This window comes from Paenibacillus sp. FSL K6-2524 (assembly GCF_038005525.1).
In the GTDB taxonomy this organism is placed as follows: Bacteria; Bacillota; Bacilli; order Paenibacillales; family Paenibacillaceae; genus Fontibacillus; species Fontibacillus anaericanus.
Genome location: NZ_JBBOSP010000001.1, coordinates 4,710,989 through 4,726,246, shown reverse-complemented (window position 1 = coordinate 4,726,246; position 15,258 = coordinate 4,710,989). Strand labels below are relative to the sequence as shown.

General features: G+C 40.7%; 14 protein-coding genes. 11 read left to right on the top strand and 3 right to left on the bottom strand.

What is annotated here, in order from left to right:
- Nucleotide 1 precedes the first annotated feature (1 nt).
- Nucleotides 2-826, top strand: a complete 825-nt coding sequence (locus NST85_RS22010; RefSeq protein WP_341190413.1) for an AraC family transcriptional regulator — start codon at nt 2-4, stop codon at nt 824-826.
- A 190-nt stretch (nt 827-1,016) separates the two neighbouring features.
- On the opposite strand, the gene NST85_RS22005 is transcribed toward NST85_RS22010, so the two are convergent.
- The 3 genes from NST85_RS22005 to NST85_RS21995 form a co-directional block, all read right to left on the bottom strand.
- Complete coding sequence (locus NST85_RS22005) at nt 1,017-1,649, bottom strand: GyrI-like domain-containing protein (protein ID WP_341190412.1); 633 nt, start codon at nt 1,647-1,649, stop codon at nt 1,017-1,019.
- 27 nt (nt 1,650-1,676) lie between these two features.
- Complete coding sequence (locus NST85_RS22000; protein ID WP_341190411.1) at nt 1,677-2,135, bottom strand: GyrI-like domain-containing protein; 459 nt, start codon at nt 2,133-2,135, stop codon at nt 1,677-1,679.
- A 65-nt stretch (nt 2,136-2,200) separates the two neighbouring features.
- Nucleotides 2,201-3,106 (bottom strand): helix-turn-helix transcriptional regulator, encoded by a 906-nt coding sequence (locus NST85_RS21995; RefSeq protein ID WP_341190410.1) that lies wholly within the window; start codon nt 3,104-3,106, stop codon nt 2,201-2,203.
- A gap of 197 nt (nt 3,107-3,303) precedes the next feature.
- Here NST85_RS21995 and NST85_RS21990 point away from each other — a divergent pair, with 197 nt between their 5' ends.
- The 10 genes from NST85_RS21990 (at nt 3,304) to NST85_RS21945 (ending at nt 15,147) form a co-directional block, all read left to right on the top strand.
- Nucleotides 3,304-3,900 (top strand): TetR/AcrR family transcriptional regulator, encoded by a 597-nt coding sequence (locus NST85_RS21990; RefSeq protein WP_341190409.1) that lies wholly within the window; start codon nt 3,304-3,306, stop codon nt 3,898-3,900.
- A 12-nt stretch (nt 3,901-3,912) separates the two neighbouring features.
- On the top strand, nt 3,913-4,611 hold the full coding sequence (locus tag NST85_RS21985) for an ABC transporter ATP-binding protein (protein ID WP_341190408.1): 699 nt from the start codon (nt 3,913-3,915) through the stop codon (nt 4,609-4,611).
- Between the two features lie 29 nt (nt 4,612-4,640).
- Nucleotides 4,641-6,884: an ABC transporter permease gene (locus NST85_RS21980; RefSeq protein WP_341190407.1), complete on the top strand. Its 2,244-nt coding sequence runs from the start codon at nt 4,641-4,643 to the stop codon at nt 6,882-6,884.
- Between the two features lie 374 nt (nt 6,885-7,258).
- Nucleotides 7,259-8,140, top strand: coding sequence for an AraC family transcriptional regulator (locus tag NST85_RS21975; protein WP_341190406.1), 882 nt, complete (start codon nt 7,259-7,261; stop codon nt 8,138-8,140).
- 196 nt (nt 8,141-8,336) lie between these two features.
- Nucleotides 8,337-9,566: a glycoside hydrolase family 16 protein gene (locus NST85_RS21970; protein ID WP_341190405.1), complete on the top strand. Its 1,230-nt coding sequence runs from the start codon at nt 8,337-8,339 to the stop codon at nt 9,564-9,566.
- 228 nt (nt 9,567-9,794) lie between these two features.
- Complete coding sequence (locus NST85_RS21965; protein WP_341190404.1) at nt 9,795-10,799, top strand: Gfo/Idh/MocA family protein; 1,005 nt, start codon at nt 9,795-9,797, stop codon at nt 10,797-10,799.
- 84 nt (nt 10,800-10,883) lie between these two features.
- Nucleotides 10,884-11,801 carry a helix-turn-helix domain-containing protein gene (locus tag NST85_RS21960; protein WP_246054404.1) on the top strand — a complete coding sequence of 306 codons (918 nt, stop codon included), beginning with the start codon at nt 10,884-10,886 and terminating at the stop codon, nt 11,799-11,801.
- 20 nt (nt 11,802-11,821) lie between these two features.
- Nucleotides 11,822-12,904, top strand: coding sequence for a Gfo/Idh/MocA family protein (locus NST85_RS21955; protein WP_341190403.1), 1,083 nt, complete (start codon nt 11,822-11,824; stop codon nt 12,902-12,904).
- Between the two features lie 49 nt (nt 12,905-12,953).
- Nucleotides 12,954-13,838, top strand: coding sequence for a sugar phosphate isomerase/epimerase family protein (locus NST85_RS21950; RefSeq protein ID WP_341190402.1), 885 nt, complete (start codon nt 12,954-12,956; stop codon nt 13,836-13,838).
- A 40-nt stretch (nt 13,839-13,878) separates the two neighbouring features.
- Entirely contained in the window at nt 13,879-15,147 is a 1,269-nt protein-coding gene (locus NST85_RS21945; protein ID WP_341190401.1) for a glycoside hydrolase family 125 protein, read from the top strand.
- Nucleotides 15,148-15,258 lie beyond the last annotated feature (111 nt).

Genomic DNA, 15,258 nt, shown 5'->3' with positions numbered 1-15,258 from the left:
TATGGAAAGTAAATTTATATTCGGTAAGGTTGATGACCAAATCACGCAGTTGCCGGTGTATGTAACTACAGTAGGGTATTGGGATCATCAGGGAGAGATGGTGAGAACCGAAGGATTCCCGGATTTTCAATATCATCAAATCATTAGTGGTGAGGGAGAGCTATTAGTTGATGGGAGGCGTATAAAGGTTGGTCCAGGATCGGCTTTTATTCTGTATCCCGGAGTTCCACATACCTATAGACCGCTGAGAGCGCCATGGGAATTAGTCTGGGTATCATTTAATGGCCGTGAGGCAGAGCGTATGCTTGCTTATGGTGGCATCCAAGCTTCGGGGGCAAGACAAGTGAATGGAGAAATTCTACTATCAAAATTGTGGGGGATGTTGGCTATTGCCGAATCCAGACAAGAAGCACAAGGGATTGAATTCTCTAAATTGCTGTATTCCTTTTTGCTTGATCTAAGTCAGCAATTAACGAATTCAGGCACCCTTGACCGCCAACTAGATCGACTTGCGCCAGTTCTTAGCTACATCGAAGCAAACATCCATAGGCCGTTATCATTGCAAGAACTTGCAGACACCGCGATGATTACACCGCAGTATTTGTGTCTGCTATTCAAAAAGATATTAAATATGAGGCCGATGGTGTATGTGAACCAAGAACGAATAAATTTAAGCAAAGCTCTAATGTTTAGGGAAAGCGGCAAAAGGATTCAGGAGATTGGTCAAATGGTAGGATTTGACCATCCAAGTTATTTCAGCGCGCAATTTAAGCGATATACGGGGATGTCTCCTGAACAGTTCAAACAATTACATGGATTGAAATAAAGTGCCGCTACGCGGACGGATTATCCTTACGATCGCTGTTGCCTCCTAATTTTTTTGATTATATCGCATTAGCGGTAAAAATTAGGTGGCAAAGGCGAACGCTTCGCTTCTTCAGGACAATTCCGTCCTCTCCGCTATGATCAATTTTATAATTCTTCTATTAGCAAGCATTAATTAGTGGTTAGAGCCTTTATTTCACCGAAATCCGTAATACGGTTTTCAATTTTTCAGGAGCGGTTTTTCTTGCGTCTGAAATATAGATTTCTCTATGGGTGAGTTTCGTGCGTTCGAGATTATTTTCTAGACAAAATTGGTCCATGCGTTCGAAGCTTTCAGGTTCGTTATCATAGGGACCGTTGTGCAGGATCTGCACGGACAGGCCATCCTCAATGGCCTCAAACTTAACTGTTTCAAGTAGAGGATGTGGCTTTTTCTTGCTAACCGTTTCAATGGTATCCATGGCAAGTTCAGTGGTTACAAAGTCAGGTTGACGTATCATAATCTTATAAACTAACTCGTTTTTATCCAAACTGTGGGCATCCAAAATCTGAGTAGCTTTCCCTTCATCACTTAAATCCCAAATTCCTTCAAGCGGGTAGATACTATAATCATAATATCCACTCGGGATGATGCCTTTCTTGGGTAACATCTTTATCCCATACGATAAGGAATATAGCACACCAATTGCCTCCGCAAAGGCTTCATGATTAGGATTACCTTTACCGTCTATGGTGAAGAAGTTGAAGCTTGGGACAGTGACAAGTTCAGGTTTGTTTTTAGGCAAATATAACGTCTTCTCTTGTTTCTTCCATTCATGCTTCATGATAAGCACACTTACCTTCCAGATAAATTAGTTAATCGCAATGTATACATGTATTTCGCAGTTGTCCGCATCGCCACCACTTTGATACTCTTCAAAATCACTACTATATCTTCTATCTAGATCCATCGACCATAACTTGGTCCAAAACTCACCGACAGCGCGCTGCATATGTCCACGGACTACAAACTTTGCATATTTGCCTGGGAGTATCGTTTTTACTTCCACTTCGGCAGGTTGGCCTTCGAACTTACTCACTTCACAACACACCGTTACATCATATAATCCATCTACATCACTTTCATAGTCAGAGTATAATCCAATACTACAGTCGTTCTGCTTATGTAATATGGATTGATAAATACCGTCGGCGAAAAAACGCTGCCAGAGTCCGCCAATGATCAGGGGCATATTCTCATCACTATTTCGAGTGCGAACATGGATTCCTACTACTGTTTTCTCAGTTAATTCCACTACTTCATAATTCATAACTACACCTCTTTTTCGTTAGTGAAGTTAGTGTAGCATTCATAAATTGACAACAGTATGTCATATTATAAATATTTATTAAGTGCTGTTTCATACTTGCTCACGATAGTCTCACGAATATGTGTTGGTTCTAGAACCTCGGCATATCCTCCAAATGACATGATATATCCATAGATCCAATCCCCTTCAGGAATCGCGGTTCTTACAGTAAAAGTTCCGTCTGTGTTGCTTTTAATATCTTCTGGACGAAACTCGTCAAACAAGCGATAGGCCATGTTGCCATCTATTTTTAATACCAATGGAGTCAGTTTGCTCTTATAAATATCCTTTGATTCGTTCCAAATATCCTCGGGGATATTTCTGATGAAACCCTCAGTTGAAGCTACTAGATTTCTGATACGTGTAACTTTGAACATTCTATAGTCATTTTTCAACCTGCAAAACCCATACAGATACCAACTTTGTCCTTTGAAAACTAGCTTTAAGGGTTCTACTGATCTCCGAACTTTTTCTCCGTAGGAACTGTAATAATCAAACGCAATAACTTTCCCCTCTAAAACAGCCTCTTTTAACATCTGAAACTTTTCGCGTTCCTGATCATCACTGCTCCAATGGGAGAAATCTACATCAATCCAGCTCGTATTATTCTTGTTAAATAAAGTTGCAAGCTTAGTTAAAATAGGATCTATATCTGGGACATTTAGCGCTGTTAACCCCTGTAATGCGGATAATATCTCCGTTTGCTCGCCGTCAGAAAGCACAGATTTATTAAAGATAAATTCGGGGAGTATCCGGATCCCTCCGCCTTTACCTTTGGTTGTATAGATCGGGATTCCCGCTTGACATAGCGTTTCAATATCTCGATAAATCGTTCGCTGTGAAACCTCAAAATGCTCTGATAGTTCTCTGGCTGTAATTGCTTTTTTATTAAAAAGAATATATACAATTTCAAATAACCTGTTCATTTGCATGATAATCACCCGATTATAGTATAGCGCAATTAGATGACAACTGAATGTCATATTCAGGTTGAGATAAATCTAACTTTAAGTTGCAAAAATGACACTGGTGTCATATGATAATAAAAATGACACTGGTGTCATATGATAATAAAAATGACACGAGTGTCATTTTTATGTTTTCAAATATGCACTAAGGAGTCGTTGTTATGACACGGAAAGCTACACAGAAGAGATCTCTCATCCTGCAGGGTGCGGTTAATGTGTTTGTACGTAAGGGATATAATGCGGCTACGATGCAAGATATTGTGGAAGAGTGTGGTATTAGCCGCGGAGGGCTGTACCTTTATTTCGACTCGACGGAGGCTATATTTCTCGCATTACTCACGGAGAACTCACAGAGTATGGAACAGGAATTTGAGCAAATGATGTCGGAAGGACTTAGCTTCAAAGATATGATGGAACATTTCTTCAAAGAGCAGAAGACCGAATTACTTGAAGCGGACAATAGTATGATGACTGCAACCTATGAATTTTTCCTCGCGCACAAGAATGATCAAGATAGGAGCTTTCTACAGCAGCAATTCGAGCTATCCGTTTCTAGCTTAACCAAGGCTTTGGAGTATGGTGTAACTCGTAATGAGGTTCATATCAACAATATAGAACAAGTCGTGAGACATATTATTTTAACGATCGAAGGGATCCGTATCTATGCGCTGTCCGTGGGGATATCTCAGCACATGCTAGATGAGCAAATAGAGATGTTAAAGTCGCTGCTATTCACACCCAGTTTGGACTTAGAATAAGGGGGATTTCAGATGGAAGCTGTACTTTTAATTAATAAGGTAACCAAACAATTCAGAAAGCACGAGGTTATTTTAAAGGAGATTTCCCTAGAGATTGAAGCGGGGACCTTTACAGTGATGGTAGGGGCGAGTGGCTCAGGAAAGTCTACATTATTGAACATTATGTCAGGTCTTCTCAAACCTACTAGTGGTAGCATCCTCTATAAGGGACAGGAAATAACGAAATTTGATGATAATAGATTGGCTGATTTTCACAGAAATGAAATTGGACATATATTTCAAAACTACTATCTTCTCTCCCATCTTACGGTAGAAGAAAATATTAATATTGGCATATCTGAGACCGGAGATCATTATGAACTGACTGAAATTAGTAAACTATTAGGCATCGAAGATCTGTTACACCATTTCCCAAGTGAACTATCAGGCGGGCAACAACAGCGGGTAGCTGTCGCTAGAGCTATCATAAAAAAACCGAGTATTCTATATTGTGATGAAGCAACAGGCGCGTTGGATGAAGCAAATAGCAAGAAGGTAATCTCGCTGTTACACCTCATTCGCCAGCAATATGGGATAACTATTGTTTTTATTACTCATAACCATGAGATAGCTAAGACGGCGGACCGAGTTATTACAGTAAAAGATGGATCGATCCTACATGACATGCTTTGTGCGAATCCCATATCTGTTGAGCAGATGAGTTGGGTTTAACCTGACCGTGCTAACGAAGGAGCAACGAAATGAACCTAATCAGAAAGCAAGTCTATAAGAATTTACTGCGCAATAAAGGATATATAGCGGTCTTATTTTTAGTGGTTCTTTTAACATCGTTTATGTATTATTTTGTGGAGTTTTCCGTCGATAAGAATACGACAAATCTGCAAAGTTATGTAACTGAGCAACAAAGAGAACAGTTTAGATTTCAAGTTAGAAGTGATGTGGATGAAGCCAAGGTCATTGACCAGTTGGGTCAGGATTATGTACTAGAAGCACGAAGTATCAAGAAAATATCAGATGGAGATCAAAAATACTTTTTTATAAATAAAACAGATCATATTAACCTCCCTTACATCAAGACAGGGCGTTTGCCAATTACAGAATCAGAAATTGCCCTCTCGCCGGAGTTTATGCAAAGTAATCACATCGAGCTCGGACAGTCTTTAACGATTGAAGACACTACATACACGATATCAGGTTCTTTTTATTTACCGGATTATAAGGTCTTTATCCCTTTTGGAGATATTCAGCAGGATTATGATAGCGCAACGTTCGCGATTGTTACTCCAAAGGTTTATGAGAAATATACGGGGAAAGAGGAACTATATTTTGCAGGCAAGGTTAAGGTGGATGATGATATTGAAATTGAAGCCAAGTTAATTACCTTGAAGGGGAATTCAGCCTTTTCATATATGGTCCAAACCAATGAAATAACTAGTCATTCGCAATTACAGACTGGACTCGATTCGAATAAAATTCTCGCACATACGTTTCTGCTAATCATAGGGTTGATTAGTTTGTTCTTATATTACATGTTTTATAAACGTTTTATGATGTTACATAAACAAGAGTTTGGTTGTTACAAAGCTCTCGGATTTACTTCTCTGCAGATTAGTTCTGTACTGGTGAGATTCTCGCTCCTGATCGCAGCTGTAGGAACACTTGCCGGATTGGTATTAGGATTCTTTGGTTCTTCTATTCTTCTCCAACTCTATAGCAGCAGTTATTCATTCCCATACTTGACGAGAGGGATTGATGTGAGCTCCTTTTGTTACGGTGTGGTGTTGGTAATTGCAGCTACTGTACTGGTTACCTATATTGCGGTGATACAGTTTATGACGCAAGATGGCTACTCATTATTGAATAATGTTGATAAAACTCAGAATATGAGCGGTGCCACCGCCGTGGCTAATAAAATTGCTAATCTATTACCCCCACGTTGGAGACTTCCGGTTCGTGTGGTTTTGCGTAAGTGGAATACGTTATTACTCAGCGCACTCACGATTTTGATCGTAAGCACCTTGTTTATTACGAGTTATTCCTTATATATCTCTAGTGGCACAATCATTGATGCTCAAACGACAGGAAGATCCTATGAATATGATGTTACGTATGACAGCTATCAACAGGATCAGGAAAGTCTACGAGTTTCAAGAATGTATTACCTGAAGGAACCTATACAGATCATACAAAATGAACGTCAGATTCCGGTAACTATAGTTGGATTAGATACGCAAGGATCATTACTAAATTTGTATAACCTGAAGAATGATCTGATCCAGCTGGATCATGTAAACGGAGTTGTAATTAGTCAAGGGATTAATGAGTTATACGGTATAGGCAAGGGTGAAGCTTTACAATTTATTTTAGATAGAAAACAAATAAGTGTAAATGTTGCGGATATTGTCATAAACGGTGATACGAATACGATATATTTGGATAAAGAAGAATTGGCGACGAAGCTGGGAATTGCAAGTGATATGCATTCAGGGGAACTGAGTAATGAGTATAAGCATGATGCGAACAGTAGCGTAGTTACAGCGAAAGAGAAACGGGCAATTATAGAGAATAATGCGGTTTCCAATCGTTCTAGCGCCGTTATAAATCAAATATTAGGGGCAGTTATCGGATGCCTCCTGTTGTACATCGTTGTCATGCTCAATTTTCAAGATCGCACCCAGGATATGGTCATTCTACGGTTGTTAGGGTATAAGCCTAGAGAGATTAACCGTTTGTTAGTGGATGTATACAGACCGATGTTTGTAATTTTATATGTATTCATGTCCCCGATTGCGATCTATATTTCGGCTCAAATCCATAGGCTGATTTCCATTCAAACTAGTGACTATATTCCCTTCTCAACGAATGGCTGGTTCATAATGCTAGCGATTGTCCTCATTATGTTGCTATATAGCTTGGTTGTATTCTTTTTTAAACGGAAGACTTACGTGTGGGTACGCAATGAACCTATTGATATTTCACATTAGAAAAGAGGCTCAAAACCAAAATTGGTGCTTGATAAAATAAAGCAGGAAGTAACGTTACGTTTTGGAGGATGTTACCATCGCTGTTAAATGAGAATTTCCTTTATATACGATTGTAGTGGTTGAAATTCTCATTTAAAGGCGAACGCTTCACTTGTCCACATTCCTCCAAAACTCCACTGGTACGCTGGTTCTTATCAAGCAATGATTTCAGAGATGAGCCAGAGAAGATAGCAAAAGTCCTATAGCGATCGTAAGAACATTTCGATCTCGTAGCCTATAAATGGTACAATTCATTAATGGTTGAAACAGAAATGATGACCAACTTGGCAATTGTAGGGTTGTAGTCGCATCATTGTGGAGAAGGTGAATTTGTCATGCTCGATAAGCTTCCTGTTCTAAGTCCTGAGGAAACAATTCCATTATTACAGCATCAATTCTATTATCCGCCTTACATTACACTTGCGCATATGTACAAACCTCCAGCGGGTTGGTTTATGACGGAGCAGGAGATTATGCAATATCAGCTTCTATATGGAGTTGATGGGATGGCTGAAAATATCATTGATGGTACTACATATGAGATAAAAAAAGGAGATATTTACATTATCCCACCTCATGCCATTCGTTCACTACAGCCATCCAAAAGTGATCCTTATGTTGGTGTGACCATATCATTTCATTTCGGTCTATCGGAGTCACCACTGAAATCAATACTTGGAGAGGACGTCTATCTAGGGAATGATGCAGATGGTTCATTGCTTGGCAAGCTAATTCAATTAATTCAGGCGGTGCAACAGCAAACGATAGCAAGCGGTATGCTTGCGCAGGGACTATTGTTACAGATTATATATGAATCTGCTAATAACCGTCCCCTAGAAGAAACGGCTGTCTTGAGGACGAAAAATAATGCAAAGATGGTTCAAATCTGCAATTATATTAAAGAAAATTATTGTTCCATAATTCGAATGGATACATTAAGTGAAATGACGGGATTGAGTAGGAACTATATCATTCGTCAATTCCGCAAATGTTATGGCACTACACCGTCTGATTATCTTGCTACGATTCGGATAGAGAAGGCTAAGCAACTATCGATTCATACCGATCTTACGATAAGCGAAATTGCGAACCAGGTTGGATACGCCGATCTACATTCGTTTAGTCGAATGTTCAAAAAACGGATGGGGATTAGTCTAAGCCAGTTTAATGCTACACTCATATCTTCACTCGACATCGTCTCTCCATTAGAGGAGTAGAATAGGGGTTATTTTTGCTGTATAAGTGTTACTTTGGGCTAAATACTTCCATGAACTAGCGCAGTAAACTATGAATTAAAGCTAGTTATGTAAGCGCTTATATACACTTTGAGCAATGTGATGGTGCGTAGAGACCTAAGAACATTTTGGTAACGTAACCTATAATCACAAAGATTCCGAATAGGAGTGAGTAGATATGACAGATAATCCATTGTATAAAGAAGGCTGGACACTAGTATTTCAAGATGAGTTTGATGGGCCCACACTTGATCCTAGTAAGTTTTCACCATATGGCTTGTCTCATTGGAAGAATAAAGAAGAGGTTAAGGCCGTCTATCAAATGCGTGATAGTTGTATTGTGTTGCAGTTGCCTGATGAGAAACAACGCGTGTCTGCCATTGTAACTGGAATGCGTGATGGACTACATCGTTATGGAGATGATTTGGGTATAGACCATCATGACCGTGCCTTCATGAACCTAGTAACGAAATACGGTTACTTCGAACTGCGAGCAAAGGTAGCGAGAGGGAGTGGCTTAAATTCCGCTTGGTGGATGATTGGCTTCGAGAATCAGAAAGAACAAAATGCTGAAATTGATATTTTTGAGATGTTGGGAAAAGATACACGATTGCTGAATACGACACTCCATTCCTTACGTGATACGAAATTGAAGTATGCGCATATTCCATATGTCACTGACGTGGACCTGTCCGAAGATTTTCATGTATTCGGTTTTGAATGGGATGAATCTGGCATGAAGTTCTATCTGGATCATGAGTTGTATTGGGAGATTGATCAGTCACCAGATTATCCAATGGTCACATTGCTGCAAATTAATGATGGTGATGGAGGATGGATTGGCGATCTGGATCACTCGATCCCATATCCGAAGGAATTCCTAGTTGATTATTTCCGAGTGTACAAACGGGATGGAATGCCGCAGGAACTGACACCTATAGAAGGAAAAGAAAGCAACCTCGCACGATACGCAATTAGTGGTGTTGGTAACGATATTATGTGGGGGGACTTATATAACGCACAATCACATGTTTGTTATATCAACGATGGTGATCCGAATACAGCTTTGATTAGCAAACCAGCTGAGTCATTGCCACACTACGTGTATCTAGATTGGATGGAGCCGCAGGTCTTTGATTCCGTCGCATTAACGACACGGGCAGGTTTGAAACAAGGACCAACGGTATGGGACATCGAAGTATCACAAGATGGAGCTTCCGGCTGGTATAAGGTTGCTGAATCGGGCGAGGTTGATTGGCGTAATCATGAGGATGATCTAGAAACATGTGAGGTTACATTTGCGCGAGTAGAACAGGTAAAGTCACTTCGACTTGTGATTCGTCAGTTCAACGGGGATAAGGAAGCGGGAACGTATCAAATTCAAGATCTAGCGGTCTACTTGAAGTGAAAGACATACTGATTTATTAACAAGCTATGGATAAGAAGGACCAGTGATCACTCCTCCCATTACTTAAGCGGGAAGAGGTTAACTGGTTCTTTTGGTAATATTAATCAATACGAAATATATGTCGTGATATTATATAATCATTGTCGCATTTCCCTACTTAAAAACGTATTTGTTATGTGTTACTTTATACTTAGATGTCAGAATAATATATAATGGAGGTAACGGCAAATGAGCATAAGAATTGGCAAGATCAGCTTTTGGCATGTGCATGCATGGGATTACACGAAGCAAGCTCAGGAGCATGACGATACTTTAATAGCTGCGGTCTGGGATGAAAACCCGGAGCGAGGCAAAAAAGCGGCAGATAGCTTAAATGTACCTTTTTTTGATTCTCTAGATGACATGCTCGTACAAGAGGATATTGACGCTGTTATTGTAGATGCGCCGACCAACGTACACCGAGATGTCCTAGTGGCTGCAGCCAAAGCGGGCAAACATATTTTCACAGAAAAAGTAATTGCTCCAACGCTGAAGGAAGTTAATGAAATTATTACTGAAGTAAATAATAATGGGGTGAAATTTACCGTTTCTTTACCTCGTTTAAATGATGGATACACATTATCGATTCAAGATATTTTAAGCCAAGGTTTGCTGGGAGATATTACGTATGTTAGAGTTCGCTTATCCCACAACGGCACTACGGCAAATTGGCTTCCCGAACATTTCTACAACCTGGAGCAATGCGGGGGCGGAGCTTTGATTGACCTTGGATGTCACCCTATGTATTTGACTAAGCTGTTCTTAGGGCAAGAAGTGACCGGTGTGAGTGCTAACTTTGGATATGTAACAGGCAAAGAAGTTGAAGATAACGCAGTAGCAACATTGTTCACGGATTCAGGGGCTATTGGTGTGGTGGAAGCTGGTTTTGTGAATAGCCACTCGCCGTTTACAATCGAGGTCCATGGAACCGAGGGGACTTTATTATACGGAACACCAGAAGAGAAGCTTCTTCTTAAGACGAACAAAGCTGGGGATAAAGGAAATGCTTGGATGGAAAAGGCCATTCACGACAAACGTGAAAGCGCATTCCATCAATGGGTTAACCATATTCAACAAGACACGGTCGCAGCCGAAAATGTTCAAACAGCAGTAGAGCTTACAAGGTTAATGGAGGCTGCGAACCTCTCGGCTAAGGAAGGCCGTGTGATTCGATTAGCAGAATTGAACTCTTAATAGCTAAGCGCAAGCTTACGATGTAAGCTTTGTTCGACACTTCATCGAGGATGCAAAGCTAACAAAGTTTTAGGAGGAGTACACTTGAGTAAATTTCCCTTCGAGATCATGTTTGAGAAACAGGATCTGCTGGAAAGGCTGGACATTTCGATTCTATGGGGGCATTATGAGATTTCTGTTCTGAGGTTTCATTTGACATCCTTCCCACCGGGGAGGGTCATTGATTTCCACAATCACTCTGAATTCGAGTTTCATTTTATTCCTAGAGGAAAAGGAGTAGTCATTCTTGGTGACCAGATGTATCCTTTATCGGAGGGAATGTTGTACTTAACTGGACCAGGGGTTATGCATTATCAGGAAGCCGATGCTGAAGAGGCCATGGATGAGCTGTGTCTGCATGTAAATATTGTGGAAAACCCCAGAGATGGAGTGGATCCGTGGGAGGTTGCTGAAGCCGAAGAATGTGTTCAGAAGCTGAGACAGCTTCCGTTGGTTCCTGCGCATGATTATCACAGTGCTATGAAGTGTTTTCTTGAAGCCTATGAAGCTTGTGAAGGTAAACTAACGGGATATTATACTTCTATTAAACATCTCGTAATCAGCATTTTATTGAAAGCAGCTAGAGCCTACGATTCAGGTGAAATAGGAGCAGAAGCTCCAGTTCGAAATATGCTAACTTACCGCTATCAATATGCCATTCTCTATATGGAAGCAAATCATTCGGCAACTGTAACCTTGGATAATGTAGCGGAAAAGCTTAATATCAGCGCAAGACAATTACAACGAATTTTTAAGCATGTAAATGCCGAAAAATCCTTCAGCCGAGTTCTTGAAGACATTCGTTTGGATGCAGTCTGTCGTAAACTTGAGGAAACCTCTATGTCTATTGAGCAAATCGCTCAAGCAGAAGGATTTACCAATGCCACATATTTGCATAATGTTTTTCGCAAGCGGTTGGGAATGACTCCGGCTACTTATCGTAACGAACAGCAATCAAATTAAAAAAGCGAGGGTGAACTCATATGAGTAAAGTGTATCGTGTAGGAGTTATCGGTTGTGGTGGAATTGCGAATGGTAAGCATCTTCCAAGTTTGAGCAAACAAAGCAGAGTAGAGGTTGTTGCCTTTTGCGACATCGTTAAAGAACGGGCTGAAGAGGCAGCAGAGAAATACGGAAGTGATGAAGCTACTGTCTATACGGATTATAAAGAATTATTGAAAGATAGCTCGCTGGATATTATTCATGTTCTTACACCTAATGACATGCATGCGGAAATTTCTATTGCTTCATTAGAAGCAGGCAAACATGTTATGTGTGAAAAGCCCATGGCGAAGACCGCAGCAGATGCCAAAAGAATGGTTGAAGCGGCGAAGCGTACCGGTAAGAAACTAACCATCGGGTATGACAATCGTTTCAGACAAGATAGCTTGTTTATGAAAAAGGTTTGCGAAGCTGGGGAACTTGGACATATTTATTTTGCCAAAGCCCATGCAATTAGACGGAGAGCTGTACCGACTTGGGGCGTATTCCTTGATGAGGAGAAACAAGGTGGTGGACCGCTTATCGATATCGGAACTCACGCATTGGATCTAACACTATGGATGATGGATAACTATAAACCGAAGGTTGTTCTAGGTACCAAATATCATGAACTATCGCAAAAAGAAGATGCTGCGAACGCTTGGGGGCCGTGGGATCCGAAGAAATTTACCGTAGAAGATTCCGCATTTGGGATGATTGTAATGGAAAATGGTGCTACGATTATGCTGGAATCTAGCTGGGCACTCAATACGCTTGATGTGCATGAAGCGAAATGTAGCTTAAGTGGAACTGAAGCAGGCGCAGACATGAAGGACGGCCTACGAATTAACGGCGAGAAGCATAGTCGTCTTTACACGAATGAAATTGATCTTGGTGCAGGAGGCGTAGCCTTCTATGAAGGTAAAGCTGAAAGCAACCCTGATATCGAGTTAAGATTGTGGATCGATGCGATCGAGCAGGATAAGGACCCTGTTGTCACTCCTGAACAAGCTTATGTAGTTTCGCAAATTTTGGAGGCTATTTATGAATCGTCTCAAACAGGTAAGGCAGTTTATTTGAACTAATAGATATTATTAAGTGTCTACGATTAGCAGATATGGAGTGGTGAACAGGATGGAACAGTTGAGAATTGGTACCCTTGTGGGGGCTAAAGACGCAGTAAGAGTTATTCCGCAAATTGCTCCTCATGGATTTGAATCTTACAGTTTGACCTTTGGGGGATCGACAGAAGGCATGGATCTCAAGGAGGCGAGTAAAGCGATAGTTGAACTCGCTGCTAAGCATGATGCCGTTATTTCATCGATCGGCGTATATGGAAATCCGCTTACTGGGACTGGAGACAGCGAAGATACGCTCACGAGTTGGGAGCAGCTTATTGATTCTGCACATCTGTTTGGAACAGATATCGTCACCGGTTTTACGGGGCGATTGAGAGATCGTCCCATCGACGAGTCGATTCCCCGTTACAAAGAGGTCTTTGGAGAACTATCGAAACGAGCAGCAGATCGTGGGGTCCGAATTACCTTTGAAAATTGTAGTATGGGCGGCAACTGGTGGACTGGTGATTGGAATATCGCCCACAATCCGGCTGCGTGGGAGATGATGTTCGACGCTCTCCCAAGCGACAATATCGGGTTGCAGTGGGAACCATGCCATCAGATGGTGAGTCTTATTGATCCCATTCCTCAGCTTCGCAAATGGGTAGATAAAGTATTTCATGTGCATGGCAAAGATGCGACAATCGCCTGGGATGTCATCAAAGAACAAGGTATTCATGGTCCTAAACCGTATGTTTGGCACCGCACACCGGGATTCGGTGACAGTAACTGGAGCGACATTATCACAATTTTACGACAAGCAGATTACAAAGGCACCATTGATATCGAGGGTTGGCACGATCCTGTGTACCGGGATGAGCTAGAGATGACCGGCCAAGTTCATGCGCTGAATTATTTAAAACACTGCCGTGGTGGAAATTTTATTCCTAATCCGGTTTAAGGTCATTTGCAGAAAACCATAAAGAATTAGGAGAATGAATATGCCAAACATTACCGAAGAAAAAGTCATTCGATTGGTAAGTGAGAAGATGGCGGATCGTCCCAAGATTATCGAGATGTTTAAAAACTGTTATCAAAATACGCTCGAAACCACAATTCATCGACATGAAGAGGATGATACAGTATTCATGCTAACGGGAGATATCCCAGCTATGTGGCTAAGAGACTCCGTAAATCAGCTTAGACCTTATTTGATGCTGGCAGCGCAGGATGAGGATCTGAAGCGAATTATCGAAGGTGTATTAAAAACTCAATACCAATCGATATTAAGAGATCCTTATGCTAATGCGTTCAATGAATTTGATAATCATAATGGACATCAAAGTGATAAGACAGAAATGACTGGTTGGATCTGGGAGCGGAAGTATGAAATAGATTCACTATGTTATCCGATTCAACTAGCTTATTTATATTGGAAGAATACAGGTGAAACTGTACATTTCAACGCTGAGTTTAGACAAGTAATCGAGTTGATTCTGCATACCTGGCGGACGGAACAATATCATATGGAGAAATCCCCTTATTCCTTTGTACGAGAGAATGGTCCCATAACGGATGTGGTGAATCATGAGGTAGCTTATACAGGAATGACCTGGTCCGGATTCCGGCCAAGTGATGATGCTTGTAAGTATGGTTATTTAGTTCCTTCTAATATGTTTGCTGTTGTGGTAATGAAGTACTTGGAAGAGATTAATGATCAGTTTTTCCATGATGAGGATTTGGCTAAGGAAGTCTTGTCATTGAGACACGACATAGAACAAGGTATTGAACAATTTGCCGTCATTCAAGATGAAGAATGGGGTCAGGTATATGCTTATGAGGTTGATGGTTTAGGTAACACTTATCTGATGGACGATGCAAATGTACCAAGTCTGCTTTCTCTTCCTTATCTGAATTACTGCGATAAAGATGATTCTATTTATTTGAATACAAGAAACATGATATTAAGTCCTACAAACCCATATTTCTATGAAGGCGAGTATGCTAAAGGAATTGGAAGCCCGCACACACCAGAGAATTACATTTGGCATATCGCTCTTTCTATTCAAGGAATGACGACTATGGATGATTCCGAAAAGAATGAAATTTTGGATACATTTGAACGAACAGATGCAGGCACCAATCTAGTTCATGAAGGATTTAATAAAGATAATCCGAATGAATATACGAGAGAATGGTTTTCCTGGTCCAATGCCATGTTTGTAGAATTTGTGTTAAGCGTTTGTGGACTGGAAATCAAAAAGTCTTAAATTAAGTCTTGATAATGAAAGTTGAGAATCACATGTTAGGACTCGCTTGAAGCCCTAAGCCCTATCTAAGATAGGGCTTTTTGTCTTTTTAATATATGTTTGTTGTCCTGT